Here is a 26,292-nt window from a genome sequence, read left to right as displayed (position 1 = left end):
GCGCCCAGGAACTGGTCCGGGCAGAACAGCACATCGCGGTCCGCCGGGATCGACGCCACCACATCAACGGCGTTGGACGAGGTGCAGCAGATGTCGGTCTCGGCCTTCACGGCGGCGGTGGTGTTGACGTACGAAACGACGACGGCATCGGGGTACTCAGCCTTCCACGCACGCAACTCGTCGGCGGTGATCGAGTCGGCCAGCGAGCACCCTGCCCGCTGGTCAGGGATCAGCACGGTCTTGGCCGGCGAGAGGATCTTGGCGGTCTCGGCCATGAAGTGCACGCCACAGAACACGATCGTGTCCTCGGGGGCCTCGGCGGCGATGCGCGACAGTGCCAGCGAGTCCCCGACGTGGTCGGCGACATCCTGGATGGCAGGCAGCTGGTAGTTGTGCGCCAGCAGCGTCGCACCGCGAAGCTCGACGAGCCGGCGCACCTCGGCGGCCCATTGCGCGTCACCGTCGATGCCGGAGAAACCCCCCGGACCATCGACGATGCGGCTCATCAGATGGTCAGCGGGCATCTGTTCGGTCACCGTCATAGCCGCCTCCTTCACTTCCTCGAGGTTTTCGACTTATAATCGAAAACATGGCCCATATTAGCACCGACCACGAAGTGTTGGCCGCGGTGTTCCAGGTTCGACAGGGCCGGGCATCCGGCGCCGGCCACAAACCCGCACTTCATGTGCTGTTGTGGCAGCGCGCCCTGAGCCCCGAACGCGGGAAGTGGTCGCTGCCGGGGGGCCGCCTCGGTGACGACGAGGACCTGACGAGCTCGGTCCGGCGCCAACTCGCCGAAAAGGTCGATCTGCGCGAACTGGCCCACCTCGAGCAACTCGCGGTGTTCTCCGACCCGCATCGGGTGCCGCAGCGACGGACCATCGCGTCGACGTTCCTCGGGCTGGTGCCCTCCCCCGCCACCCCGGAACTGCCCGCCGACACCCGGTGGCACCCGGTCAGCGAGCTGCCGCCGATGGCGTTCGACCACGGCCCGATGGTCGAGCACGCACACAACCGTCTGGTCGCCAAACTCTCCTACACCAACATCGGATTCGCCCTCGCGCCAGCAGAATTCGTGCTGTCGACACTGCGCGACATCTACAGCGCCGCGCTCGGCCACCAGGTCGATGCCACCAACCTGCAGCGGGTGCTCGAGCGTCGTCACGTCATCACCAGGACCGGCACCACGGCGCGCTCGGGACGCAGTGGGGGCCGACCGGCGGCGCTGTACCGGTTCACCGACGCGCGCTACCGCGTCACCGACGAGTTTGCTGCTTTGCGCCCACCCGGGTGAGTCGGTTGGCTTCTTAGTGCATCCTTAGGCAAGAATGCCTGGATGGACTTGGGCAGCGTGGCACGGTCGACCGGAGCCGAGTGGATCGGTCAGGTCCCCCACGAGCCCCTTGCGCCCAAGTCCCGGCCGGTTGTGCCCGCGCATGACTCGTTCCACCGCCCACCCGAAGGCTTCGAGCACGCCCGTCCGGGCACGGTGCTGCGCTCCCGTGACGTCGAGGTCGCGTTTCTGGGCTTCATCCCGCAGAAGTTCACTGCCACCCAGCTGCTGTACCGGTCCACCGACCTCAACGGAGAGCCCCAGGCCACCGTCACCACCGTGGTAGCACCCACTGAACGGGCCGATACCGGCCCGCTTCCGATCGTGTCCTACCAGTGCGCCATCGACGCGGTGGCCGGGCGCTGCTTCCCGTCCTACGCACTGCGGCGCGGCGCCAAGGCCGTCGGTGCGGTGGCACAGTTCGAATTCCTGCTCATCGCCGCCGCGCTCGCCGAAGGGTGGGCAGTCTCGGTTCCCGACCACGAGGGCACCGCGGGCATGTGGGGCGCCCCCTACGAGCCCGGCTACCACGTGCTCGACGGCGTCCGCGCCGCGATCAACCACGATTCGCTCGGCCTGAGCCCCAACTCACCGGTCGGCCTGTGGGGATACTCCGGCGGCGGACTGGCCTCGGCGTGGGCCGCCGAAGTCCAGGGCGCCTACGCACCGGAACTCAACGTCGTCGGCGCGGTACTGGGCTCGCCCGTCGGCAATCTCGGCCACACTTTCCGTCGGCTCAACGGCAGCATCTACTCGGGCCTGCCCGCGATGGTCGTCGCCGCGCTCACCCACATCTACCCCGACCTGGAACGAATCATCTCCGAGCACGCCACCGACGAGGGCAAGGCGATGCTCGCCCGGATCGAGCGGATGACCACCGCACACGCCATGATCCGGCTCGCGGGCACAGACATGGCCAGCCTGATCGACCGGCCGCTCGAGGAGGTGCTGCTGACTCCGGAGGTCCAGCACGTCTTCGACAGCATCAAGCTCGGCACCTGCGCACCGACGGCACCGGTGCTCATCGTTCAGGCCGTGCACGACCGGATCATCTCCGTCGCCGACATCGACGAGTTGACCGAGACCTACACCCGCGGGGGTGCCAGCGTCACCTACCACCGCGACATGTTCAGCGAGCACCTGCTGCTGCATCCGATGTCCGCGCCGATGACGCTGCGCTGGTTGCGGGATCGCTTCGCGGGCCGGCCGCTGCGTGCCCACATCGCCCGCACGAAGTGGCCGACGCTGCTCAATCCTTCGACCTACCGGGGGATGCTCACGCTCAGCGTGATCACGGCCAAGGTGCTGACGGGGCGGCGGGTGGAGCGTCAGCCCCTGTCCCGATTCGACCAGTAGTCGGCAGAGGGTATTCGACCGGCGGCCAGGCACCTAGGTCGTCACGCACCGTCGCGGTGACGGCCAGCAGGTACACCAACGCCGCGACCGCGGCGGGCAGTAGCACCGTCGCCGCGATCTGCAGCGGCGAATGTCCGAAGAACACCGCCGGCGCCTCCACGACGTAGTGCACCCGACTCTCTTCTGACACCGGTGCCCCGGCGACGTCGACGGTTCCGTAGCGCAGGCGGGCGAGCGATGCCCCCACCCCGGCTGCGACCGCCGCGGCGGCCACACCACCGACCGTCAGCGCCGCCGCCATCACCGGCCCGCGGTGAGCGCGCCACTGCCACGACAGCACCGCGCCGACCACCGCCACCACCCCGAGCATGCCGACGAACATGAACGCCGAGGTGAACCAATGGTCCGACTCGCTGCCCAGCGACGCGGTGATCCGTTCGCCGGAGCGGGTCAGCGCCACCACGCCGTGGATCGGCGGCGCCAGCCACGCCCACAACGCGCCGACAAGAGCGCCCATCACCGCGGCACCGACCACGACGGTCACCGCGGCCTGCGCTCGCGAAACCCCGGGTTCGGGGGGCGGGACGGTCATCGATAGAGCTCCAGATCCTTGGAATCGACCAGCCCGTGCCGCGAACACTTCGCCCACCAGCCGTCCGGACGCACCTGCACGATCATCCGGCGGCCGCATTCGGCACAGAACCGCGGGGGCTCCAGGCCCAGCTGCGCTGTCGTGGGCACAGCGCTGCCTGCGGGCTCCCCCGTGTACACGTTGTAAACGCCTGCGCCGACCGGAGCGGGCAGCTCGCCCTCGTGTGAAATGACGATGCCCATCACAGGCTGGCGTTGAGCGCCTTGATCGGCATCTGCAGGTCGTCGAGCAGTTCCAGATCCGCCTCGGCGGGCCTGCCCAGCGTCGTCAGATAGTTGCCGACGATGACGGCGTTGATGCCGCCCAGGATGCCCTTCTTGGCTCCCAGATCGCCGAGAGTGATCTCGCGGCCACCCGCGAACCGCAGCATCGTGCGCGGCAGTGCCAGCCGGAACGCCGCGACCGCCCGCAGGGCATCGGCGGCAGGCAATACCTCCAGGTCGCCGAACGGGGTGCCCGGGCGCGGGTTCAGGAAGTTCAGCGGCACCTCGTGCGGGTTCAGCTCTGCCAGGTTGGCGGCGAATTCCGCGCGCTGTTCCAGCGTCTCGCCCATGCCCAGGATGCCGCCACAGCAGACCTCCATACCGGCCTCGCGGACCATCTGCAGCGTGCCCCAGCGCTCTTCCCAAGAGTGAGTGGTCACGACGTTGGTGAAGAAGGAGCGCGCCGTCTCCAGGTTGTGGTTGTAGCGGTGCACGCCCATCGCCGAGAGCGCCTCGACCTGGTCCTGGGTCAGCATGCCCAGCGAGCAGGCGATCTGGATGTCGACCTCGTTGCGGATCGCCTCGATGCCCGCGGCGACCTGCGCCAGCAACCGTTCGTCGGGACCGCGGACCGCGGCGACGATGCAGAACTCGGTGGCTCCGGTCTTGGCCGTCTGCTTGGCCGCTTCGACCAGGCTCGGGATGTCGAGCCATGCGCTGCGCACCGGGGAGGCGAAAAGCCCCGATTGCGAACAGAAGTGGCAGTCCTCGGGGCAGCCGCCGGTCTTCAGGCTGATGATGCCCTCGACCTCGACGTCCGGACCGCACCACGCCATCCGCACCTCGTGCGCCAGCGCCAACAGGTCGTCGAGACGGTCGTCCGGCAACTGAAGCACCTGCAGGGTCTGGTCCTGGTCGAGGCCCTCGCCCCGGTCCAGCACCTGCTCACGTGCCACTGCCAGGATATCGCTCACTCGCCAGCCCTATCTGTCGCCCACTTGAACACCGTTCAGGTTAGGGTACCGGTGTGCAGCTCCACAAACGTGACGTGGTCGACGCAGCGACGGCGCTGCTGGACGACTACGGCATCGCCGACCTGTCGATGCGGCGGCTGGCCCGGGAGCTGGCCGTCACCCCCGGGGCGCTGTATTGGCACTTCGCCAACAAACAGCAGCTCCTCGGCGCCGTCGCCGACCGCATCCTGGAGCCGGTCCACGGGGAACGCGGCGGCTGGCGGGCCCGCATCGTCGGCATCTGTGGGCAGCTGCGCGACGCGCTGCTGTCGCACACCGACGCCGCCGAGTTGGTCTCGGCCAGTTTCGCCGCCGGCCAGTCCGAGGTGATGGACGACGTTCTCACCCAGCTCGGTGCTGCGGCCGCCGAAGCCGGTGTGACCGCTGCCAATGCGGAGCTGGCCGCCCGCTCCGTCGTGTACTACGTGCTCGGCTTCACCGCCGACGAGCAGTCCCGGATGCAGTGGGACGCGGCGGGCGCCGACGTGGCGGCGACCGTCTGGAACCAGAACCCCAGTGCCCGATTCGCATTCGGCCTGAACCTTCTCGTCGATGGCATCGCCGCCCACAGCCGCGCCGACGCGTGACGCCTCAGTCGATCGGGTGCACCACCTTGCTGTTGCCGTCCCAGTGCCGCAAACCTGTGATGCGACCGCGAATCTCGATGCCCAGCGGCAACGCCACCGCCTGGGGCAGCTGATCGGGCGCCATCCGCCGCGCCAACGTGACATGTGGTGTCCACTGCCCCGGTGCGGTGTGCGCCAGCGCACCGTCGGGCATGTGCGCCAGACAGATCCGGTGGACCTCTGCGTGCAGGGCCAGTAGTTCGACAGACGGCACCACGAGGCGGACCAGCGTGACCGAGCGGGCGCCGAACACCATCGGCGCCCCGATCCGACAGTCCAACGGCAGTCGGGCCAGGGCGGGCCGCAACGCGGCGTCGACGGTGTCGGTCATCTGTTCGGCCACGGTGACGGTGACGTGTGGCCGGTTGCTCAGCGACCGGTGGGCGGCCTGGCTGCGCACACCGACAGCCATCAGGTCGTCCCAGATCTGCACGACGGCCGCTTCGGTCTCGGCGTCGAACAGCATCTCCACGGAGTGGACCATCAGTCGACCAGACTCCGAACCCAGGATCTGTCGAAGGCCGCCGCGCTCACGGACTCGAATTGCTGCGCCGTCAACGCCCCGGCACCACTTGGCAGCACAGCGCGGACCGGCGCCAACCGTGCCAGCGCCTCCCGGTTGCCCATCTCGGCCACACCCGGGTCGGCCGGCCAGGCACCGATCACCAGACCCGCGCCGGCGATCCCCCTGGCGGCGAGGGCCTCCAGCGTCAGCGCCGTGTGGTTCAGCGTGCCCAGGCCCGGCGCCACCACGGTCAGCACCGGCGCGCCGAGGCCGACCGCGAGGTCGCGCAATGTCACCCCGTCGGCGCCGATCTCGACCAGCAGGCCGCCGGCGCCCTCGACGAGGGTGAGTCTGCCCGGCCGGTCCACGGCGGTCACCATGTCGAGGAGGGCCGCCCTGCCCGGCAGGGTCTCGCCCACCCGCGCGGCGGCTGCCTGCGGCGCCAGTGGCTCGGGAAACTTTGCCAGAGAATGCAATTCGGCTACCCCGGACAGACGGGCCACCTCGGCGAGGTCGTCGTCACCGTCCCGGGTTCCGGTCTGCACCGGCTTGCACACCGCGACGTCGACGCCGACGGACCTGGCGTGACATGCCAGAGCCGCGGTGGCGATCGTCTTGCCGACTCCGGTGCCGGTGCCGGTGACGACGACGACGCTCACGCCGGTGACAACACGTCGGTGAGCACGCGGCGCGCCAACACCATCTCGTCGTCGGTCAGCGAGGCGCGCGCCGTCAGCCGTAACCGGGAAGTACCGGCGGGCACCGTGGGAGGCCGGAAGCAGCCGACCCGCACGCCGCGCTCCAGGCATGCGGCAGCGGCGGCCAACGCGACGTCCGGTTCCCCGAGGATCACCGACACCACCGCCGAGGGCGGGACGTCGTCGACACCACACATCGACGCCAGCGCCGCGGCATGGTCGAGCACTCGCTGCGCACGCCCCGGTTCGTCAACGAGCACCTGCAGCGCGGCGTGGGCGGCACCGACGGCCGCGGGCGCCAGCCCGGTGTCGAAGATGAACGGGCGGGCGGCATCGATCAGGTGGTCGCGGACCGCCACGGGGCCCAGCACCACACCGCCCTGGCTGCCGAGCGCCTTGGACAGCGTCGTCGTCATCACCACGTCCGGGGCCCCGGCCAGACCCATCTCGTGGAGCAGTCCCCGGCCACCGTCGCCGCGTACCCCCAGCCCGTGGGCCTCGTCGACGATCAGGAGCGCTCCGTGCCGCCGGGACACCTCGTGCAGCGCCCGCAGCGGCGCCAGGTCACCGTCAGCGGAGAAGACCGAGTCGGTCACGACCACCGCGCGCTCCTCGGTGCGGGCGGCCAACGCGGCGTCGACCGCGGACACGTCGGCGTGCGGGGTGACCACGACCCGGGCCCGGGACAACCGGCACGCGTCCACCAGTGAGGCATGGGTCAGCGCGTCGGACACCAACAGCGACCCGGGTCCGGACAACGCCACCACCGCGCCCAGGTTGGCGGTGTACCCGGAGGAGAACACCAGCGCCGAGGCCGCGCCGACGAACTCCGCCAGCGCGTCCTCGAAGCTCTCGTGCAGTTCGGTGTTGCCGGTGACCAATCGGGACCCGGTCGACCCGGCACCCCAGGCGCGTAGCGCGGCCACACCGCCGTCGAGCACCCGCGGATGCTGCGAGAGTCCGAGGTAGTCGTTTGAGGCCAAGTCCAGTTCGGCGCCGACGGGGGGCCGGGCGCGCAGGAAGCGGCGCAACCCGGCAGCGCGGCGCCGCGTCTCGACCTCGTCGAGCCAGGCGAGCGGGGACAGACCGAGGCGGGTCACGGTGCTCCTATCTGACTTGAACGCGCCGGCGGGGCCGGCAATTGAACACGCCGGCGAGCCGGCAATTGAACACCGTTCAGGTTAGTGCACGCGCGACGGCCACCATCGCCGAGGTGATCTGGTCGATCTCGGCGGTGCTGCAGATATACGGCGGCATCACATAGATCAGGTTGCGGAACGGGCGTAGCCATACTCCGCGCTCCACGGCCGCGGGCGTCGCCGTGCTGAGGTCCACCGGCCGGTCCAACTCGATCACCCCGATCGCGCCCAGCACCCGGACGTCGACCACGTTGGGCAGCGCAGCCGCCTCGGTCAGGCCCTCGGCCAGCCCGGACTCGATCGCGCGCACCTGCGACTGCCAGTCGCCCGACATCAACAATTCCACCGAGGCCACGCTCACTGCGCAGGCCAGCGCGTTGGCCATGAACGTGGGACCGTGCATCAGCGCGCCCGGCGGGTTGGCGCTGATCGTGTCGGCGACCCGACGGGTGCACAGCGTCGCGGCCAGGGTCAGATAACCGCCGGTGAGTGCCTTGCCGACACACATGATGTCGGGGCTGACGCCGGCGTGGTCGGCAGCGAACATCCTCCCGGTGCGGCCGAATCCGGTGGCGATCTCGTCGAAGATCAGCAGCACGCCGTGCTCGTCGCATGCCCGCCGCAGGTCGACCAGGTAACGCGGATCGTGGAATCGCATACCGCCTGCGCCCTGCACCACCGGTTCGACGATGACCGCCGCGAGTTCGTCGGCGTGCTCGGCGAGCTGCCGGCTGAAGTCGGCGCTGTATCCGGGGTCGTAGTCCGACGGCACCGGCGGGGCGAACACCTGGTCGGCCAGCAGCGAGTTCTCCCCGGTCCACAGTTCGTGCATGCCGCCCTGCGGATCACACACACTCATCGGTGTGAAGGTGTCACCGTGATAACCACCGCGCCACGTCATCAGCCGTCGCTTGTCACCGCGGCCGGTGCTCCGCCAGAACTGCAGCGCCATCTTGACCGCGACCTCGACGGAGACCGAGCCGGAGTCGCTGAAGAACACCGTCTCCAGACCGTCCGGCGTGACCTCCACCAGCAGCTCTGCCAGCCGGGCGGCGGGTTCGTGGGTGAGCCCGCCGAACATCACGTGGTTCATCGTCGCGAGCTGCCGGGTGATCGCCGCGTCCAGAACCGGATGGCCGTGCCCGTGCACGGCGGTCCACCACGAGGCCATCGCGTCAAGCACCTCGACCGGTCTGTTCTGGTGGATGACGGTCAACCAGGCGCCGCGCGCCCCCACCGCCACCATTGGCGCCACCGCGTCGGCCCCGATGGGGCTGTACGGATGCCAGATGTGGGCGGCATCAACAGCGCTGATCTCGGCAGGCGTCATCGCAGGCACCTTCGGTAGATTAACCGTCGACCATGATGACCCTCGCCCCCGCCCGGCAGGCGCCCGCGACCGCTCCGGGACTGATCCCGCCTGCCGCCGCCACGCCCCGTGCGGTTGCGCAGGCGTCGGGCTTCTACCGCCACGACCTCGACGGCCTTCGCGGTATCGCGATCGCGCTGGTGGCGGTGTTCCATGTGTGGTTCGGGCGGGTGTCCGGCGGCGTCGACGTCTTCCTGGTCCTGTCCGGGTTCTTCTTCGGCGGACGGTTGCTGCGCGGCGCGCTCACCCCGGGGGTGAGGCTGCGGCCGGTGCCGGAGGTCACCCGGCTGGTCCGCCGCCTGCTGCCCGCCCTGGTCGTGGTGCTCGCCGCCGCCGCGGTGCTGACCGTGCTGATCCAGCCGGAGACCCGGTGGGAGACATTCGCCGATCAGAGTCTGGCCAGCCTGGGCTACTACCAGAACTGGGAACTGGCCCGCTCCGCGTCGGACTACCTGCGTGCCGGCGAGGCGGTCAGCCCGCTACAGCACATCTGGTCGATGTCGGTGCAGGGCCAGTTCTACATCTCGTTTCTTGTCCTGATCCTGTTGTCCGCGTTCCTGTTCCGGCGCGTGCTGGGCAGGCACATGCGGGTGGCGTTCGTGGTGTTGCTCGTCGCACTGACCGTCGCCTCGTTCGTGTACGCGATCGTCGCGCACAACACCGACCAGGCCACGGCGTACTACAGCAGCTTCGCGCGTGCGTGGGAGCTCCTGCTGGGTGCGCTGGTGGGAGCACTGGTGCCGCACGTGCGCTGCCCCATGTGGTTGCGGACCGCCGCGGCGGTGGTGGCGCTCGCCGCGATCCTGTCGTGTGGCGCGCTGATCGACGGGGTCAAGGAGTTCCCCGGGCCGTGGGCGTTGGTTCCGGTAGGCGCCACCGTGTTGTTCATCCTCTCGGCGGCCAACCGGCACGCCGATCCGCACACCCGAGGCCGGCTCCCCGCGCCCAACCGGTTGCTCGCGTCCGCGCCGTTTCTGACGTTGGGCAGCATGGCCTACTCGCTGTATCTGTGGCACTGGCCGCTGCTCATCTTCTACCTCGCCTACACCGGACGTTCGGGTGTGAACTTCCTCGAGGGTGCTGCGGTGCTGCTGGTGTCGGCGCTGTTGGCCTGGCTGACGATGCGCTACGTCGAAGAGCCGCTGCGCACCCGTAGTGCGCCGGTCGCGCCGGCCACCGTCGCGTCGAGACCCGCCGTCGCCAGGCGCAGCCGGCTGCGCCGGCCGACGATCGTGCTCGGGTTCGTGGTCGCCCTGCTCGGGGTGGCGCTGACCGCGACGTCGTTCTCCTGGCGCGAGCACGTGACCGTGTTGCGCGAGAACGGCGAGGAACTCGCCGGGCTTTCAGCGCGCGACTACCCCGGCGCGCGGGCGCTGGTCGACAACGCCAGGGTGCCCAAGCTGCCGATGCGTCCGACTGTGTTGGAGGCCGAGGACGACATCCCGCAGACCACAATCGACGGATGCATCAGCGACTTCGAGAACGCCAGCGTGATCAATTGCACCTACGGGGACGAGAACGCGTCGCGCACCATCGCGCTGGCGGGCGGTTCGCACGCCGAACACTGGATCACCGCACTCGACAAGCTGGGCCGGCTGCACCACTTCAAGGTCGTCACCTACCTCAAGATGGGCTGCCCGTTGACAACGGCGGAAAGGCCGCTGGTGATGGGTAACAACCGCGAATACCCCCGGTGCCGTGAGTGGAACAAACGGGTGATGCCGAAGCTCATCGCCGACAAGCCGGACTACGTCTTCACGACCTCGACCCGGCCGTGGAACATCAAACCCGGCGATGTGATGCCCTCGAGCTACCTCGGAATCTGGGAGCAGTTGTCCGAGAACGATATTCCCATCCTGGCGATGCGGGACACCCCGTGGCTGGTGCGGGACGGGGAGCCGTTCTTCCCCGCGGACTGCCTGGCCGGTGGTGGTGACGCCACATCGTGCGGGATCGAACGATCCGAAGTACTGTCGGATCACAACCCGACACTGGACTATGTGGCAGAGTTTCCGCTGCTCCATCCGCTCGACATGAGCAACGCGGTGTGTCGTCCCTATCATTGCCGAGCTGTGGAGGGAAATGTGTTGCTCTATCACGACTCTCACCACATCTCGAGCACCTACATGCGCACCATGACCCAGGAGCTGGGCCGCCAGATCGCCGCCATCACCGGCTGGTGGCCGGCCTGATGCCGACCCCCGAACCGGCGTCCACACCGACCGTCTGGCCAGGCTCGTCCTACCCGCTCGGGGCCACCTATGACGGTGCAGGTACCAATTTCTCGCTGTTCTCCGAGGTCGCCGACCGGGTGGAGCTGTGTCTGATCGGCAAGGACGGCCGCGAGCACCGGATCGAACTGGAGGAAGTCGACGGCTACGTGTGGCACTGCTACCTGCCGACGGTGACCCCGGGACAGCGCTACGGCTACCGGGTGCACGGCCCGTGGAGTCCGTCGTCCGGGCATCGCTGCGACCCGAGCAAGCTGCTGCTCGATCCGTACGGCAAGTCATTTCACGGCGAATTCCAGTTCGGCCAGGCGCTGTACTCCTACGACCTGCGCGCCGACGACCTGGCCAGCGGAGGCGAGCCGCCGCGGGTCGACTCACTCGGGCACACCATGACCAGCGTGGTGATCAACCCGTTCTTCCAGTGGGGGTCCGACCGCGCACCCCGCACGCCCTACCACGAGACCGTCATCTACGAGGCGCACGTCAAAGGCATGACGCAGGCACACCCCGGCGTGCCCGAGGAACTGCGGGGAACCTACGCCGGTCTGGCGCACCCCGTGATCATCGACCACCTGAAATCGCTGAACGTCACCGCGATCGAGTTGATGCCGGTACACCAGTTCCTTCACGATCATCGGCTGCTCGAACTGGGATTGCGGAATTACTGGGGATACAACACATTCGGCTTCTTCGCCCCTCACCACCAGTACGCCGCGAGCAAGCACGCCGGCGGCGCGGTCGCCGAGTTCAAGACGATGGTGCGCGCGTTCCACGAGGCGGGCATCGAGGTGATCCTGGATGTGGTCTACAACCACACCGCCGAGGGCAACCATCTCGGACCGACCATCAACTTCCGCGGCATCGACAACGCCGCCTACTACCGGCTACTCGACGGCGACAACCGGTACTACAAGGATTTCACCGGCACCGGCAACAGTCTCAACGCGCGGCATCCGCACACACTGCAACTGATCATGGACTCGCTGCGGTACTGGGTGCTGGACATGCACGTCGACGGGTTCCGGTTCGACCTGGCCGCGACCCTGGCCCGGGAGTTCTATGACGTGGACCGACTGTCGGCGTTCTTCGATCTGGTCCAGCAGGATCCGGTCATCAGCCAGGTCAAGCTGATCGCCGAACCGTGGGACATCGGCGAGGGCGGTTACCAGGTCGGGAACTTCCCAGGTTTGTGGACCGAATGGAACGGGAAGTATCGCGACACTGTGCGTGATTACTGGCGGGGCGAGCCCGCAACACTCGGCGAGTTCGCCTCCCGGCTGACCGGGTCGTCGGATCTCTATGAGGCGACGGGTCGACGGCCGAGCGCCAGCATCAACTTCGTCACCTGCCACGACGGCTTCACCCTCAACGACCTGGTGTCCTACAACGAGAAGCACAACGAGGCCAACGGCGAGGACAACCGGGACGGCGAGAGCCACAACCGGTCCTGGAACTGCGGCGTGGAGGGGCCCACGGAGGACCGGCTGATCCTCGATCTGCGGGCCAAGCAGATGCGCAACATCATGGGCACGCTGATGCTGTCGCAGGGCACCCCGATGATCGCGCACGGCGACGAGATCGGCCGAACCCAGCGGGGCAACAACAACGTCTACTGCCAGGACTCCGAGCTGTCCTGGATGGACTGGTCGCTGTGCCAGACCAACGCAGACCTGCTCGAGTTCACCCGCAAGGTGGTCAAGTTCCGCAAGGACCATCCGGTGTTCCGGCGCCGACGGTTTTTCGAGGGCAAACCGATCCGCACCGGCACCGAGGCCAGGGATATCGCCTGGCTCACCCCGGCCGGTAACGAGATGGCCGCCGAGGATTGGGAGACCGGACTCGGGCAGTGCGTGGCGGTGTTCCTCAATGGGCAGGCCATCCCGGCCCCGAACGAGCGTGGCGAGCGGGTCGTCGACGACTCCTTCCTGTTGTGCTTCAACTCGCATGACGAAGTGGAAGACTTCGTCGCACCGCGGGCCGATCACTATGCGCGGCAGTGGACCGCCGACCTGGACACCGCCGACCCGACGGGTAGCACCGAACTGGTGGTCGCCGCCGGGGAGAAGATCTCGGTGCAGCCTCGTTCCCTGCTGGTCCTGCGAAAGACCGCCTGAGACATGCGGATCCAATCGACGTATCGGCTCCAGATGCGCGGCCCGGCCAGCGGTGAGGCGTTCACCTTCGCCGACGCGGAGAAGCTGGTCGACTACTTCGCCGAACTCGGCATCTCACATCTGTACCTGTCCCCCATCCTCACCGCGGCCGAAGGATCCAGCCACGGTTACGACGTCACCGACCCCACCACGGTCTCCGCCGAACTCGGCGGCCCGGAGGGTTTGCAGCGACTCGCGGACGCGGCGCACAGCCGCAACCTCGGCCTGATCGTGGACATCGTGCCCAACCATGTCGGTGTCGACGTGCCCCGGCAGAACCGGTGGTGGTGGGACGTACTGACCTACGGCAGGGAGTCGGCCTTCAGCTCGTACTTCGACATCGACTGGACACTGGACCCCGACGGCCGAATCGTGTTGCCGGTACTGGGTTCTGACGATGACGTCGCCGACCTGACAGTCGACGGCGAGGTGCTGCGGCTCGGTGACCTGGAATACCCGATCTGCCCCGGCACGGGAGACGGCACCGGTGCCGAAGTCCACGACCGACAGCACTACAAGCTGGTCGGCTGGCGCAACGGCTCCTGCGGTTACCGGCGATTCTTCTCGATCACGTCGCTGGCGGCGCTGCGCCAGGAGGACCGTACGGTGTTCGACGCCACCCACGCCGAGGTGGGCCGGTGGTTCGCCGAGAACCTCGTCGACGGTATCCGCATCGACCATCCGGACGGATTGTCTGATCCTGCAGGCTATCTGGGGTGGTTGCGGGAGATCACCGGACCGCAGGCCTGGATCGTCGTCGAGAAGATCCTCGCGGTCGACGAGCCGCTGGACCCCAGCCTGCCCGTGGCAGGCACCACCGGATACGACGCGCTACGCGAAACGGGCGGGCTGTTCGTGGACCCCACCGGGGTCGAATCACTCACCTCGCTGGTCGATTCGACGGGCGGTGACCACGCGGCGGCAGGCGAGACCGCACGTGCGCTCAAGGTGAAGGCCGTCACCGAAACGCTGGCCAGCGAGCTGCGCCGGCTGCGCTGGGCGGTGGTCGGAGCCACCGGGCGTGACCACGACAAGCTCCCCGATGCGGTCGCCGCGCTTCTGAGCCACATCGGTGTGTACCGCTCCGATTACCTGACGCTGACCTCGGTGCTGCCGGTCGCCGTCGCCGCGACCACCTCAGCGCAACCGGAGCTCGCCGAGCCGCTCGCGCTGTTCATGACCGCGATGACGCGCAACGTCGAGGTGGGCGTGCGACTGCAGCAGCTGTGTGGCGCCGCCACCGCGAAGGCGATGGAGGACTGCCTGTTCTACCGCGACGCCCGGCTGGTGTCGCTCAACGAGGTGGGCGGCGAACCGGAGCACTTCGGCGTGAGCGCCGCGGAGTTCCACCGGCGCGCCGCGGACCGCGCAGCACTGTGGCCGCACACGATGACGACATTGACCACCCACGACACCAAGCGCGGTGAGGATGTACGCGCCCGCATCGGGGTGTTGTCACAGGTTTCCTCGCTGTGGAGCGAGCTGGTCCGGGGCTGGGAGAGCACCACCCCGTCCCCCGACCCGCTCACCGGACTGTTCCTGTGGCAGAACATCTTCGGCGTATGGCCCGCCGACGGCGTGGTGAGCACCGAACTGCGGCAACGCCTGCACGGATACACGGAGAAGGCCATCCGCGAGGCCGCGCTGCACACCACGTGGAACGACCCTGACGCGGAGTTCGAGGCCGCGGTGCACGACTGGCTGGACGCGGTGCTGGACGGGCCGGTCGCCATGGAGTTGACCGCGACTCTGGCCAGACTGGACGAGCACGCCCGCGCGGACGCTCTGGGCCAGAAGCTGGTCGCGCTCACCGCCCCCGGGGTCCCGGACGTCTACCAGGGCACCGAGCTCTGGGAGGACAGCCTGGTCGATCCGGACAACCGACGTCCGGTCGACTACGCGCTGCGCCGCGAGGAACTGGCCGCCGACTCGCATCCCAAGATGCGGGTGGTACGCGCGGCGCTGCGGTTGCGACAGCAACGGCCCCACACTTTCCTGTCCGGTGGATACCACCCGGCGCCGGCCGAAGGCGAATCCGCCGAGCACATCGTGGCGTTCCTGCGTGGTGACGACGTGCTGGTCGCCGTCAGCCGGTGGCGGGTCCGGTTGGCCGACAGCGGTTGGGGTGACACCACTCTGCCGCTTCCCGACGGACACTGGAACGACGTGCTGAGCGGCTCGACACACATTGGCGAGGTTCCGGCGGGCGAGCTGTTCGGGGCGCTGCCGGTGGCATTGTTGGTGCGCAGCGATGGCTGAGCACAAGTTCTCCGTCTGGGCGCCGCGCCCCGACCGGGTCCGCCTCGATGTGGGCGGTGCGCTGTACCCGATGACCCGCACCGATGACGGGTGGTGGCACGCGGTTGTCGACGCCGCCCCGGACGCCCGCTACGGGTTCGTCGTCGACGACGATCCCAAGGTGTTGCCCGATCCCCGCTCTCCGCGCCAGCCCGACGGCGTGCACGAACGCTCCCAGCTGTGGCGGCCCACGCCTGAGGCCTGGAGCGACGGCGGCTGGAAGGGCCGCTCCATCGAGGGCGCGGTGATCTACGAGCTGCACGTCGGGACGTTCACCACCGACGGCACCTTCGATTCGGCGATCGAGAAGCTCGAGCATCTGGTTGATCTCGGCGTCGACTTCGTCGAGCTGATGCCCGTCAACGCGTTCGGCGGTACACACGGCTGGGGTTACGACGGCGTGCTCTGGTACGCGGTGCACGAGCCCTACGGCGGCCCCGACGCGCTGATCCGGTTGATCGACGCCTGCCATGCCCGCGGACTCGGTCTGCTGATTGACGCGGTGTTCAACCATCTCGGCCCTTCGGGCAACTACCTGCCCAAGTTCGGGCCCTATCTGTCGACGGGCAGCAACCCCTGGGGTGAGTCGATAAACATCGCCGACGCCGACGCCGACCCGGTGCGCCGCTACATCCTCGACTGTGCCCTGCGATGGATGCGTGACTTCCACGCCGACGGCCTCCGGCTGGACGCCGTGCACGCCTTGGTGGACACCACTGCCATCCACATCCTCGAGGAGCTGTCGGCCGAAACCGACGCCCTGGCAGCCGAAGTCGGGCGGCCGTTGTCGTTGATCGCCGAGAGCGACATGAACGACCCGAGGCTGATCACGCCGCGCGGTCAGGGCGGTCTCGGCATGACAGCACAGTGGGACGACGACATCCACCACGCGATCCACGCCGCGGTCTCCGGTGAACGGCAGGGCTACTACGGCGATTTCGGCACACTCGAGGCCCTGGCGCAGACGCTGCGGCACGGCTACTTCCACGCCGGCACGTACTCGTCGTTCCGGCATCGTCGGCACGGGCGGCCCCTGGACACCTCGGTGATCCCGGCGACTCGCCTGCTGGCCTACACGCTGACCCACGACCAGGTCGGCAATCGGGCGATCGGCGACCGTCCCTCGGCCAACCTCACCCCCGGCCAGCTCGCGATCAAAGCCGCGCTGGCGCTCGGATCTCCCTACACGGCAATGCTTTTCATGGGGGAAGAGTGGGCGTCTTCGTCGCCGTTTCAGTTCTTCAGCTCGCACCCCGAGCCTGAACTGGCGCGGGCGACCGCCGAAGGCCGGAAGCGGGAGTTCGCCGAGCACGGCTGGGACGCCGACGAGATCCCGGATCCGCAGGACCCCGCGACTTTCCTGCGTTCGAAGCTCGATTGGGATGAGGTCGGCACCGGCGACCACGCGCGGCTACTCGCTTTCTACCGCAACCTGATCGCGCTGCGCCGCGACGAATCCGACCTCGCTGATCCGTGGCTCGATCACCTGGGGGTGGACTACGACGAGGATCGTCGCTGGTTCGTGATGCACCGCGGCGCACTGTCGATCGTGTGCAACCTCGGTGAACAGCCGGTGGACGTCCCGGTCGGCGGGGACGTGGTGCTGGCCTGGGGCGAACCGGCCATCGCCGCGGACTCCACCGGCCTGCCAGGACACTCGGTCGCGGTGGTCCGTAGGCGCGGTTAGAAGGACCTCGGTGAATTGCGTCGCGCGGTCCGGGCAACCGCCTCGGCCCACCTCCGGACGCAGGTGCGATAGCGATCGGCCGTCGTCAGGTCGATGTCACCGATCGACAAAGGCCACAAAACATCTGCGGTGTCGCGCGCGGATTCCCCGGCACGCCGGATGACACGATATGGGCCGTCCGCCCACCGGCGAATCTCGCGCTTGGTGGCCTCGCTTGGGGGTTCATCGAGGTGGCGCAGCAGGAAATCGGCCGTGCCCTGGACGTTTTCATCCGTGTAGCGACCATGTTGCATCATGTACGCACCGACCATCAGATGGTGCACCACGCCGTACTCCGGATCGGAGAAGTCCCTGTCGAGGCAGGCGTCGAACTTCGCCTCGCAGTCGTCGACACCGCAGTGCGGGCAGCAGGCACCCATTTCAGAGTCAGGTCAGGTAGCGGTAGGTCGGCGAACCGGGCTCGAGCAGTTCGACGTGGCACTCCGAGGTCTGCATCCGCGCGATCAGCCCCTCCAGATCCGACGCCGAACCCATCTCGATACCCACGAGCGCCTCACCGGTCTCACGGTTGTTGCGCTTGACGTACTCGAACAACGTGATGTCGTCGTTCGGGCCGAGCACCTCGTCGAGGAACCGGCGCAGCGCACCGGGCTCCTGCGGGAAATCGACCAGGAAGTAGTGCTTGAGTCCCAGGTGCACCAACGAGCGCTCGAGCACCTCGCCGTAGCGCGAGACGTCGTTGTTGCCGCCGGAGATCAGGCAGACCACGGTCGACCCCGGCTGGATGTCGGCGTCGAGCAGCGCGGCCACCGACAGCGCGCCCGCAGGCTCGGCAATGATGCCTTCGTTCTGGTAGAGGTCGAGCATCGCGGTGCACACTGCACCCTCGTCGACGGTGGTGATGGACACCATGTCCCCGGCCGCCGACAGTGCGGCGAACGGCAGCGTCCCCACCCGGGCGACCGCGGCCCCGTCGACGAACTGGTCGACGTGCTCGAGTGTCACCGGCGCCCCATTGGCCAGCGCGGCCACCAGCGCCGCCGCTCCGGCGGGCTCCACGCCGAGCACCGACGTCGTGGTGGTCCGCTCTGCCAGGTAGGTGGTGATCCCGCTGATGCATCCACCTCCGCCGACCGGCACGATCATCAGATCCGGTTCGCCGCCGAGCTGATCGAGCACCTCCACCGCGATGGTGCCCTGTCCGGCCATCGTGCGGAGGTCGTCGTACGGCGGCACCAGGGTGGCGCCGGTACGTGCGACGTCATCGTGGGCGGCCTCGGCCGCCATGTCGTAGGTCTTGCCGCCGACGATCAGCTCGATGTAGTCGCCGCCGTGATAGCGGATCCGGTTGCGCTTCTGCTTCGGCGTCTTGGCCGGAACGTAGACCCGTCCGTGGACGCCCATCGACCGGCAGGCCAGGGCGAAGCCCTGTGCGTGGTTGCCGGCGGACGAACACACCACACCGGCAGCCTTCTCGTCCGGACTCAGCTGCATCAACAAGTTGTAGGCACCCCGCAACTTGTACGAGCGCACTTCCTGCAGGTCCTCACGCTTCAGATAGACCTGCGCACCGGTCAGCGCCGACAGCCGATCGCTCAACTGCAACGGGGTGCGGGACACCACGCCGGAAATTCGCCGAGCGGCCTCGTCGACATCCGAGGCACGCAACGGCGCCTCGGGATCGATGCGAAGGCTTTGGCTCAGCTCAGCGGACACCGCACAATGGTGCCACCGCAGGCCACCGCGGCAAAAACGGGTTGACGGCTGGCACGTGCGGAAGGTAGCCGGACTAGGGAAATCGCCACGCCATAATCGGCATTTCGGGTGGCCGAAACCTTTCCTACGAGCTATCGTCACTTGTATGACCACCGCCGAACAGTTCCGCGAAGCCGTGAGGCATCCGGCCTCGACGGTATCGGTCGCCGGTGTGCCCTGGCCGGCCTACAAGGTGGTGGCACTGCTGGTCGGTCTGCTGGTGTTCGTGGTGGTCTCTGTCGCCACCACCACCGCCGCCACAGCGGTTCTCAGCGGCGCGGCTGTCGGTGCGCTGGTCTGGCTCGGTCTGGGGCTGGCCAGCTCCTCGAGCTGAGCATCAGGTCTCAATCGACCGGGGGTGGGTGGACCCCGCACGTGCAGGAATCGATCGAGGGACTCGCCGATGATCTCCTCGGTCAGCCGCCGAGACAGCCGGGCCCCAACAGCGCCTTGAGGTCACCCATCAATGCCGAGGACGGGGTGACCCGAAGCGACTGATCCAGCTCCAGCGTCGTGGTCCTCTCCCCACTGATCAATCGCAGATGCACCTGAGCGGTGCCGGGATGACGTGCCAGCACCTGTTTGAGAGCGCTGACCTTGTCGACCGTGCATTGCCGGGTGGGCAGGCTCACCGCGACCGGACGGTTCGCCTGGGCGGTCGAAAAGTCCGGAACGACAAGCTCGTTGGCGATCAGTGAGATGCGGTCGTCACGGATCGCCACCTTGGCGCCGACCAGCACCACGACGTCGTCGGCGATCTCGGCACCGAACATCGAGTAGGTCTGCGGGAAGAACAGCACCTCGATACCGCCGGTGAGGTCCTCGAGTTGAGCCGAGGCCCACGGCAATCCGTTCTTGTTGACCCGGCGATTCACCGAGGCGAGGATTCCACCGATCCGGACCTGGGTGTCGTTGGCGACGTCCCCGTCCAGGATGGCCGGGATGGCGGTGTCGACCTGAGCGGCCAGCAGATGAGCGATCCCGTTGAGCGGGTGACCGGACACGTACAGGCCCAGCATCTCTCGTTCGAGCGCCAGCTTGTGCTTGTCCTCCCACTCCTCGTCGGGCACCTTGATGGTGAACACCGAGTCCCCGGCGCCGGAGTCGGCCCCGCCGAACAGGTCGAACTGCCCCATCGCCTCGGCCTTCTTGGTGCCGAGCACCGAGTCGACGGCGTCGGTGTGCACCAGGAACAAACCCTTGCGTGGGTGGCCGAGCGAATCGAACGCCCCGGCCTTGACCAGCGACTCGGTGACTTTCTTGTTGCACGGCCCGATGTCGATCTTGTTGAGGTAGTCGGAGAAGTCGGTGAACTTGCCCTTCTCGTTGCGCGTGTTGATCAGCGACGCCACCACGTTCGCGCCGACGTTGCGGACCGCACCCAGTCCGAAACGGATGTCGGTACCCACCGAGGCGAAGTTCTGCGCCGACTCGTTGACGTCAGGCGGTAGCACGGTGATGCCCAGCCGCCGACAGTCGGCCAGGTAGACCGCGGCCTTGTCCTTGTCGTCACCGACCGACGTGAGCAGCCCCGCCATGTACTCGGCGGGGTAGTTGGCCTTGAGGTAGGCCGTCCAGTACGACACCAGCCCGTAGCCGGCGGCGTGCGACTTGTTGAAGGCGTAGTCGGCGAACGGAAGCACCGTGTCCCACAGGGCCTTGACCGCCGCGGTGGAGAAGCCGTTGGCCTTCATCCCGTCGGAGAAGCCCTCGAACTCCTTCTCCAGGACATCGCGCTTCTTCTTGCCCATCGCCTTGCGCAGAATGTCGGCTCGGGCCAGAGAGAAACCGGCCACCTTCTGCGCGATGCGCATGATCTGCTCTTGGTAGACGATCAGGCCGTAGGTCTCGGACAGGATCTCGCGCAGCGGCTCTTCGAGCTCCGGGTGGATCGGTTTGATCGCCTGCCGCCCGTTCTTGCGGTCGGCGTAGTCGTTGTGCGCGTTCATGCCCATCGGCCCCGGGCGGTACAACGCGATGACGGCGACGACATCCTCGAAACCGGTGGGCTGCATACGACGCAGCAGGTCGCGCATCGGCCCGCCGTCGAGCTGGAACACCCCCAGGGTGTCACCGCGCCCGAGCAATTCGTAGGCCGCCGGATCGTCCAGCGGGACCGTGTCCAGGTCCAGATCGATGCCGCGGTTTGCTGTGATGTTCTCGATCGCGTCGCCGATGATCGTCAGGTTCCGCAGGCCGAGGAAGTCCATCTTGAGCAGGCCGATGGCCTCACACGACGGGTAGTCCCAGCCGGTGATCACCGCGCCGTCCTGCGGGCGGCGCCACAGCGGGATCGCGTCGATCAGCGGTTCGGAGCTCATGATCACCGCACAGGCGTGCACGCCCGCATTGCGAACCAGCCCCTCGAGACCTCGAGCGGTCTCGTAGATGGTCCGCACATCCGGATCGGTGTCGATCAGCGCCCGGACCTCGGCGGCCTCTTTGTACCGCTCGTGGGCCGGGTCGGTGATCCCCGACAGCGGGATGTCCTTGGCCATGATGGGCGGCGGCAGCGCCTTGGTGATCCGGTCGGCGATGGCGAAGCCGGGTTGGCCGTAGTGCACCCTCGCCGAATCCTTCAGCGCCGCCTTGGTTTTGATGGTTCCGAACGTGATGACCTGGGCCACCCGGTCGCTGCCCCATCTGTTGGCGGCATACCTCAGCATCTCGCCGCGGCGGCGGTCGTCGAAGTCGATGTCGATGTCGGGCATCGACACCCGCTCGGGATTGAGGAACCGCTCGAACAGCAACCCGTACGGGATCGGATCGATGTTCGTGATGCCCATCGCGTACGCGACCAGCGAGCCCGCCGCCGACCCGCGGCCCGGGCCCACCCGGATGTCCACCGAGCGGGCATAGCCGATCAGGTCGGCGACGATCAGGAAGTAGGACGGGTAGCCCTTCTCGCAGATGACCTTGATCTCGTAGTCGGCGCGGTCGGTGTACTCCTGCGGCACCCCCGCCGGGAACCGCCGCTCCAGCCCGGCAGCGACCTCGTGGCGTAGCCAGGTCTCCTGGGTGTGCCCCTCGGGCACCGGGAACACCGGCATCCGGTCGAGCGGCTGCCACACCTCTGTATAGGGCTGCACCCGCTCGGCGATCAGCAGGGTCGAGTCGCAGGCACCGGGCACCTGGTCATCCCACAGCGCGCGCATCTCGGCGGCGGACTTGAGGAAGTATCCGTCACCGTCGAACTTGAAGCGGGCCGGATCCGACAGCGTCTTGCCGGTCTGGATGCACAGCAGCGCCTCGTGGTTGTGCGACGCGTCGCGGGTCACGTAATGGCAGTCGTTGGTGGCCAGCGGCGGGATGGACAACTTCTTTCCGAGGTCGATGAGCCCTTCGCGGACCCGCCGCTCGATGTCCAGACCGTGGTCCATCAGCTCCAGGAAGAAGTTCTCCGGGCCGAAGATGTCCCGCCACTTCGCCGCGGCCTCCAGTGCTTCGCGTTCGTGACCGAGACGCAGGCGGGTCTGCACCTCACCGGAAGGGCACCCGGTGGTGGCGATGATCCCCTCGGCGTGCTCGGCGATCACCTCGGCGTCCATCCGCGACCACTTGCCGAGCTGGCCCTCGAACGACGCCAGCGACGACAGCCTGAACAGGTTGCGCAACCCGGTGGCGTTCTCCGCGACCATCGTCATGTGGGTGTAGGCACCGCTGCCCGAGACATCGTCACCCTTCTGGCTCGGGTCGCCCCACAGAACGCGCTTGGTGTCGAACCGTGACGCGGGCGCGATGTAGGCCTCCACGCCGATGATCGGCTTGATGCCGGCCTCGGTCGCCTTGTTGTAGAACTCGCTGGCGCCGAACATGTTTCCGTGGTCGGTCATCCCCACCGCAGGCATCTGGAGCCGCTGTGCCTCGGCCAGCATCGGGCTGATCTTCGCCGCGCCGTCCAGCATCGAGTACTCGGTGTGGTTGTGCAGGTGAACAAAAGACCCTGAGGACCGCCAGTCTGAACCGCTCATAGGGTGGCCAGTCTATGACCGGCCACCGACAGCGCGCGGCGTGTCGGGCTGCGTGTCTCGTGTTGTTCGGATCAGGCTTCCACCCGCGCACCGACGCGTTGATCCAGCAACCCGTTTTCGAGCACCCGCAGCAATTGCCTGGCAATCTCGGTGGCCACGGTGACGTCGATGAAACCGGCGTAAAAGCCCATCCCCCAGAACACCGCCGCGAGCATGTCCGCCACCGCGCGCGGGTCGCAATCGGCGGCCAGCTCCCCGTGGGCGATCGCCTGCATCACTATCGAGTGGTAGAACCCGTGCACCGATGCGACGACGGCGTCTGCCGCGTCGGTGCGCGGCCGGCCGCGGTGGTGTTCGAGCCTGGCGGTCACCAGGAACCGCATCGCCACGGCATCGGGCAGGCTCAACTGCTGCATCTGCTCGACGAACACCCGCAACTGATCCCGCAGCCCGCTCTCCCGCTGAGCGGCCACGGCACATTCGGCGACCCGGGCGTACGCATCCCGCAGCAGGATCTCGTACACCTGTTCGCGAGTGGCGAAGTAGTAGTGCAGCGTCGGTCTGCTCACGCCCGCGCGCAGGGCGATCTGCTGGAACGTCGTCGCGTGATAACCACGCTCGGCGATGACCTCACGGGCGGCACCGAGAATCCGCACCCGCGTGGCTTCAGAGTCCGAGCCCACCGGGCGACCACGGCCCCGCTGCCGGGACGGGGGCAGGGGTTCGGACTCCACGAGCAAACGCTATTGCATAGCTGATAACGGGTCAATCGGCACTTTCGCAAATGTCACACCGAGGACGGCTCGGCAGCCCGCCGCATGACACGCGCGCGGCGCACCGCATCGACGGTGAACACCGCCAGCGCCACCCAGATCAACGCGAACCCGAACCAGCGCGCGGGCGGCATCGGTTCGTGGCCGACCAGCACTCCCCATGTCAGCTGCATGGCGGGGGTCATGTAGAACAGCAGACCAAGCGAAACCATCGCGAGCCGTTGGGCTGCTGCGGCGAACAGCAACAACGGCAGCGCCGTGAGCACGCCCGATAGCACCATCAACCCGGCGTGCCCGGCACCGTGGCCGGTGAACGTTCCCTGACCCGTGACCTGCAGGACCACCACGTACCCCACCGCGATCGGCGCGGCTATGGCGGCTTCCACGCCGACGCTGACCCTGGGGTCGGTGGGCACCAGCTTCTTCACTGCACCGTAGAGGCCGAAGGACAGCGCAAGACCGAGACCGATCACCGGCGGCGCGCCCACGTTCACCGTGAGCACCACCACGGCGACGACCGCGATCGCCAGCGCGCTGAACTGCCACCGGTTCAGCCTCTCCCGGAAGATCAGCAGTCCGAGCGCGATCGAGACCAGCGGGTTGATGAAGTATCCGAGCGCGGCGTCGACGACGTGGCCGTTGTTCACCGCGTAGACGTAGATCACCCAGTTGACCGAGATGAGGGCCGAGGCGGCCGCCAACAACAGCCAGGTCCGTCTGTTGATCGCCCTGAGGTCACGCAGCCGGCGCACGGCGGCGACCACCACGAGCATCAGGACGAAGCTCCAGATGATCCGGTGGGCCAGCACTTCGACCGCGCCCGCAGGTTTCAGCAGCGGGAAAAAAGCCGGGAACAGCCCCCACATGCCGTAGGCCCCGACACCGAACAGCAGCCCGGATCTCACAGGTCGTGATTGCGCAGGATGTCCAGCGCATGCTGCAGGTCAGCCGGGTACGGGCTGGTGATCTCGACTCGGCGCCCGTCGGCAGGGTGCACAAACGCCAGAGATCTGGCGTGCAGCCACTGCCGCTCCAGCGCCAGCTTCCTGGCCAGGTTCGGGTCGGCACCGTAGGTGAGATCACCACAGCACGGGTGGTGCAGTGCGGCGAAGTGCACCCGGATCTGGTGGGTGCGCCCGGTCTCGAGGTGGATGTCGAGCAGGCTCGCAGCCTGATGCGCCTCCAGCGTGTCGTAGTGGGTGACGCTGTGCCGGCCGCCGTCGACGACCGCGAACTTCCAGTCGTGGCCGCGGTGGCGGCCGATCGGCGCATCGATGGTGCCACTGGAAGGGTCCGGATGCCCCTGCACCAGGGCGTGATACCGCTTCTCCACGGTGCGCTGTTTGAATGCCCGCTTGAGCGCGGTGTACGCCCGCTCGGACAGGGCCACCACCATCACCCCGGACGTGCCGACGTCCAGTCGGTGCACGATGCCCTGACGCTCGTGGATGCCCGAGGTGCTGATGCGGAAGCCGGCCGCCGCCAGACCGCCCAGCACGGTCGGACCGCGCCAGCCGACGGTGGCGTGCGCAGCCACCCCCGGAGGCTTGTCGACCGCCACGATGTCGTCGTCGGCATACAGCACCGACATCCCGTCGATGTCGACCGGGGTGTTCTCCACCGGGGCCGGCGGCGCAGGCAGTCGCACCTCCAACCACGCGCCCGCGGTCAGCTTGTCCGACTTGCCCGCCGGGGCGCCGTCGAGTTCGACATCGCCCTCTTCGGCCAGCGCCGCCGCCGCGGTGCGCGACAGCCCGAGCAGCCGGGCCAGGCCGGCGTCCACCCGCATCCCCGCCAGTCCTTCCGGAACCGGCATCGACCGTGTGGTCATCAGGTTTCGGGCTCGGTTTCGGGCTGGCGCCTCCCGACGGTGCCCTCGCCGCCGTCCGGCTGGCGCCTCCCGACGGTGCCCTCGCCGCCGTCCGGCTGGCGCCTCCCGACGGTGCCCTCGCCGCCGTCCGGCTGGCGCCTCCCGACGGTGTCGAAGTCGAATCCGAACAGCGACAACACCACCAGCAGGATCGCCCCGCCCACCACCGAGGGGTCGGCGACATTGAACACCGGCCACCAGCCGATGGACAGGAAGTCGACGACGTGGCCGCGCAGCGGTCCAGGTGAGCGGAAGAACCGGTCCACCAGATTTCCCATCGCGCCGCCGAGGATCAGCCCCAGACCGATCGCCCACCACGGAGACACCAGCCTGCGTCCCATCCAGATGATCCCGAAGACCACGCCGGTCGCGACCAGGGTGAGCACCCACGTGTAACCGGTGGCCATCGAGAACGCCGCACCCGAGTTGCGCACCAACGTCCACGTGACGGTGTCACCGATGATCGACACCGGCTGGCCCGGCGTCAGCAGCCGCACCGCCAGCACCTTGGTGACGATGTCCAGCACGAGCACCACCGCCGCCACGGAGAGCAGCAGGCGCAGCCGGCGTGGCGGAGACGGCTGGGCCGGCTCGTCCCCGGCCGCGGATTCGGCGGGGCTCGATGATTCATCAGTCACGCCCACCATCATCGCAAAGAGC

The 26,292-nt window shown here is 68.0% G+C and carries 23 protein-coding genes; 8 read left to right on the top strand and 15 right to left on the bottom strand.

What is annotated here, in order from left to right:
* Positions 1–542 (bottom strand): quinolinate synthase (locus tag BEMPMBAN_RS27615; RefSeq protein WP_159234677.1); only part of this gene is annotated, 542 nt, incomplete at its 3' end.
* 47 nt (positions 543–589) lie between these two features.
* Here BEMPMBAN_RS27615 and BEMPMBAN_RS27610 point away from each other — a divergent pair.
* Together BEMPMBAN_RS27610 and BEMPMBAN_RS27605 are read left to right on the top strand one after the other, a co-directional pair.
* Positions 590–1,294: an NUDIX hydrolase gene (locus tag BEMPMBAN_RS27610; protein WP_159229100.1), complete on the top strand. Its 705-nt coding sequence runs from the start codon at positions 590–592 to the stop codon at positions 1,292–1,294.
* 42 nt (positions 1,295–1,336) lie between these two features.
* Positions 1,337–2,689 carry a lipase family protein gene (locus BEMPMBAN_RS27605; protein WP_159229099.1) on the top strand — a complete coding sequence of 451 codons (1,353 nt, stop codon included), beginning with the start codon at positions 1,337–1,339 and terminating at the stop codon, positions 2,687–2,689.
* Here BEMPMBAN_RS27605 and BEMPMBAN_RS27600 read toward each other — a convergent pair.
* Genes BEMPMBAN_RS27600 through bioB form a run of 3 tightly spaced genes read right to left on the bottom strand, consistent with a single transcriptional unit; the run spans position 2,625 to position 4,518 of the window.
* Positions 2,625–3,281: a DUF2567 domain-containing protein gene (locus BEMPMBAN_RS27600; protein WP_159229098.1), complete on the bottom strand. Its 657-nt coding sequence runs from the start codon at positions 3,279–3,281 to the stop codon at positions 2,625–2,627. The two genes, BEMPMBAN_RS27605 and BEMPMBAN_RS27600, sit on opposite strands and share 65 nt — an antisense overlap.
* Entirely contained in the window at positions 3,278–3,523 is a 246-nt protein-coding gene (bsaP, locus tag BEMPMBAN_RS27595) for a biotin synthase auxiliary protein BsaP (RefSeq protein WP_159229097.1), read from the bottom strand. The genes BEMPMBAN_RS27600 and bsaP overlap by 4 nt, the downstream gene beginning before the upstream one ends.
* Positions 3,523–4,518, bottom strand: coding sequence for a biotin synthase BioB (gene bioB / locus BEMPMBAN_RS27590; protein ID WP_159229096.1), 996 nt, complete (start codon positions 4,516–4,518; stop codon positions 3,523–3,525). Before bioB ends, bsaP begins: the two co-directional genes overlap by 1 nt.
* Before the next feature lie 53 nt (positions 4,519–4,571).
* Between bioB and BEMPMBAN_RS27585 the strand changes: the two genes are divergently transcribed.
* A complete protein-coding gene (locus BEMPMBAN_RS27585) occupies positions 4,572–5,144 on the top strand; it encodes a TetR family transcriptional regulator (RefSeq protein ID WP_159229095.1) in 573 nt (190 codons plus the stop codon).
* Between the two features lie 4 nt (positions 5,145–5,148).
* Here the strand turns inward: BEMPMBAN_RS27585 and BEMPMBAN_RS27580 are convergent, their stop codons facing one another.
* The 4 genes from BEMPMBAN_RS27580 to BEMPMBAN_RS27565 all read right to left on the bottom strand — a co-directional run bounded on the left by BEMPMBAN_RS27580 (position 5,149) and on the right by BEMPMBAN_RS27565 (position 8,864).
* The gene (locus tag BEMPMBAN_RS27580) at positions 5,149–5,667 is read right to left on the bottom strand and encodes a 2'-5' RNA ligase family protein (protein WP_159229094.1); all 519 of its coding nucleotides are present in this window, start codon (positions 5,665–5,667) and stop codon (positions 5,149–5,151) included.
* The gene (gene bioD, locus BEMPMBAN_RS27575) at positions 5,667–6,347 is read right to left on the bottom strand and encodes a dethiobiotin synthase (protein WP_159229093.1); all 681 of its coding nucleotides are present in this window, start codon (positions 6,345–6,347) and stop codon (positions 5,667–5,669) included. Before bioD ends, BEMPMBAN_RS27580 begins: the two co-directional genes overlap by 1 nt.
* Entirely contained in the window at positions 6,344–7,486 is a 1,143-nt protein-coding gene (locus BEMPMBAN_RS27570; protein ID WP_159229092.1) for an 8-amino-7-oxononanoate synthase, read from the bottom strand. Before BEMPMBAN_RS27570 ends, bioD begins: the two co-directional genes overlap by 4 nt.
* 76 nt (positions 7,487–7,562) lie before the next feature.
* Positions 7,563–8,864 carry an adenosylmethionine--8-amino-7-oxononanoate transaminase gene (locus BEMPMBAN_RS27565; RefSeq protein WP_159229091.1) on the bottom strand — a complete coding sequence of 434 codons (1,302 nt, stop codon included), beginning with the start codon at positions 8,862–8,864 and terminating at the stop codon, positions 7,563–7,565.
* A gap of 23 nt (positions 8,865–8,887) precedes the next feature.
* On the opposite strand from BEMPMBAN_RS27565, the gene BEMPMBAN_RS27560 reads away from it, so the two are divergent.
* From BEMPMBAN_RS27560 to treZ, 4 genes are read left to right on the top strand one after another with little or no spacing between them, the layout of a single operon-like run.
* Positions 8,888–11,086 carry an acetyltransferase SucT gene (locus BEMPMBAN_RS27560; RefSeq protein WP_200845865.1) on the top strand — a complete coding sequence of 733 codons (2,199 nt, stop codon included), beginning with the start codon at positions 8,888–8,890 and terminating at the stop codon, positions 11,084–11,086.
* Positions 11,086–13,239, top strand: a complete 2,154-nt coding sequence (glgX, locus tag BEMPMBAN_RS27555) for a glycogen debranching protein GlgX (RefSeq protein WP_159229090.1) — start codon at positions 11,086–11,088, stop codon at positions 13,237–13,239. The genes BEMPMBAN_RS27560 and glgX overlap by 1 nt, the downstream gene beginning before the upstream one ends.
* Before the next feature lie 3 nt (positions 13,240–13,242).
* Positions 13,243–15,537, top strand: coding sequence for a malto-oligosyltrehalose synthase (gene treY, locus BEMPMBAN_RS27550; protein WP_159229089.1), 2,295 nt, complete (start codon positions 13,243–13,245; stop codon positions 15,535–15,537).
* Positions 15,530–17,263: a malto-oligosyltrehalose trehalohydrolase gene (gene treZ, locus BEMPMBAN_RS27545; RefSeq protein WP_159229088.1), complete on the top strand. Its 1,734-nt coding sequence runs from the start codon at positions 15,530–15,532 to the stop codon at positions 17,261–17,263. The genes treY and treZ overlap by 8 nt, the downstream gene beginning before the upstream one ends.
* Here the strand turns inward: treZ and BEMPMBAN_RS27540 are convergent.
* Both BEMPMBAN_RS27540 and ilvA read right to left on the bottom strand, forming a co-directional pair.
* Positions 17,260–17,682 (bottom strand): DUF5946 family protein, encoded by a 423-nt coding sequence (locus tag BEMPMBAN_RS27540; RefSeq protein ID WP_159229087.1) that lies wholly within the window; start codon positions 17,680–17,682, stop codon positions 17,260–17,262. The genes treZ and BEMPMBAN_RS27540 overlap by 4 nt on opposite strands.
* Before the next feature lie 7 nt (positions 17,683–17,689).
* Positions 17,690–18,979: a threonine ammonia-lyase IlvA gene (gene ilvA, locus BEMPMBAN_RS27535; protein WP_159229086.1), complete on the bottom strand. Its 1,290-nt coding sequence runs from the start codon at positions 18,977–18,979 to the stop codon at positions 17,690–17,692.
* 145 nt (positions 18,980–19,124) lie between these two features.
* Between ilvA and BEMPMBAN_RS27530 the strand changes: the two genes are divergently transcribed.
* Entirely contained in the window at positions 19,125–19,352 is a 228-nt protein-coding gene (locus BEMPMBAN_RS27530) for a hypothetical protein (protein ID WP_159229085.1), read from the top strand.
* 82 nt (positions 19,353–19,434) lie between these two features.
* On the opposite strand, the gene dnaE is transcribed toward BEMPMBAN_RS27530, so the two are convergent.
* The 5 genes from dnaE to lspA form a co-directional block, all read right to left on the bottom strand.
* A complete protein-coding gene (dnaE, locus tag BEMPMBAN_RS27525; protein ID WP_159229084.1) occupies positions 19,435–22,989 on the bottom strand; it encodes a DNA polymerase III subunit alpha in 3,555 nt (1,184 codons plus the stop codon).
* Between the two features lie 71 nt (positions 22,990–23,060).
* On the bottom strand, positions 23,061–23,723 hold the full coding sequence (locus BEMPMBAN_RS27520) for a TetR/AcrR family transcriptional regulator (protein WP_159229083.1): 663 nt from the start codon (positions 23,721–23,723) through the stop codon (positions 23,061–23,063).
* A gap of 53 nt (positions 23,724–23,776) precedes the next feature.
* Positions 23,777–24,667: an EamA family transporter RarD gene (gene rarD, locus BEMPMBAN_RS27515; protein WP_159229082.1), complete on the bottom strand. Its 891-nt coding sequence runs from the start codon at positions 24,665–24,667 to the stop codon at positions 23,777–23,779.
* Positions 24,664–25,593 (bottom strand): RluA family pseudouridine synthase, encoded by a 930-nt coding sequence (locus tag BEMPMBAN_RS27510; protein WP_159229081.1) that lies wholly within the window; start codon positions 25,591–25,593, stop codon positions 24,664–24,666. Before BEMPMBAN_RS27510 ends, rarD begins: the two co-directional genes overlap by 4 nt.
* Complete coding sequence (lspA, locus tag BEMPMBAN_RS27505; protein ID WP_159234676.1) at positions 25,593–26,270, bottom strand: signal peptidase II; 678 nt, start codon at positions 26,268–26,270, stop codon at positions 25,593–25,595. Before lspA ends, BEMPMBAN_RS27510 begins: the two co-directional genes overlap by 1 nt.
* Positions 26,271–26,292 lie beyond the last annotated feature (22 nt).

Source organism: Mycolicibacterium austroafricanum (genome assembly GCF_902705885.1).
Lineage (GTDB): Bacteria > Actinomycetota > Actinomycetes > Mycobacteriales > Mycobacteriaceae > Mycobacterium > Mycobacterium vanbaalenii_A.
The sequence above is the reverse complement of the archived record's forward strand: the minus strand, read 5'-3'. Positions and strand labels throughout refer to the sequence as shown.